This is a genomic window from Ideonella sp. P3_A4 (genome assembly GCF_056403075.1).
In genome coordinates, this window is the sequence record NZ_JBFUGE010001211.1 from 1 (window position 1) to 881 (window position 881).

Below are 881 nucleotides of genomic sequence, written 5' to 3' on the forward strand. Positions count from 1 at the left end.
ACCGAGAACGGGTGCTTGAACTCGCTCAGCACTTCGATCACCGAGCGCGTGATGCCCAGCTTGCGCTCGGCAGGCTGGTAGGCGTCTGTCGCGGAGCCGATGTTCAGCAGCATCGGCTCGTAGCCGGGGCTCTGCAGGGTTGCGCGCACCCGCTCGGCCGCATTGACCTTGGCGAAGATCTTGGTTTCGAAGTCCAGCCCCGGCGACAGGTTGAAGTAGCTGTGCGTCGGCCGCGCAAAGCAGTAGATGCAGCCGTGCTCGCAACCGCGGTACGGGTTGATCGACAGGTCGAAGTTGATGTCCGGCGAATCGTTGCCGGTCAGGATGCTCTTGACGCGCTGCTCGATGATTTCGGTGGTTTGCGGCAGCCTTTCCTCGGCAGCGTCCTGGTCGATCGTGCCCCAGCCGTCGTCGAAGCTCTCATGGTGGTCCTTGGTGAACCGGTGCTCGATCGCCCAGGCCGTGCCGCGCCCTTTCACCGCCACGGGTTCGACGGGTGACTTCTTCGCAGGCACGAAGACGACGGGCACGGCTTTCGTGCCAGAAGGCGGTGCAGATCGGTGGGTGGGGTGGCTGCTCGACATACTGTAAATATATACAGTATTGCCGTGCGCGCCAAGCTGGCGCGGCGACTTTTCAGCGCAAGCCCATCGCCGCTGATGACACCCCGTCCTGCGGCCGCGAGGGCAGCAGCCGGCGCAGGTCGCTCAGCAGCTGATCGACTTCGAAGGGCTTGGTCCAGTAGTCGTTGGCGCCGGCGGCCCGGGCTTCGGCTACCTCTTCCGGCATCGCGCTGGCCGACAAGGCCACCACGGTGAAGCCGCGCGTGGCCGGGTCGGCGCGCAGGCGCCGCAACACCTCGGCGCCGTGCAGGTCCGGCA

At 65.7% G+C, this 881-nt stretch carries 2 protein-coding genes; both read right to left on the bottom strand.

Going from position 1 to position 881, the window contains the following annotated elements; genetic code table 11:
- A partial coding sequence (locus AC1DYI_RS37045; RefSeq protein WP_477209057.1) for a radical SAM family protein occupies positions 1 to 530 on the bottom strand: 530 nt, incomplete at its 3' end.
- A 106-nt stretch (positions 531 to 636) separates the two neighbouring features.
- Positions 637 to 881, bottom strand: a 245-nt coding sequence (locus tag AC1DYI_RS37050) for a response regulator (protein WP_477209058.1), incomplete at its 5' end; no start/stop codon positions are given.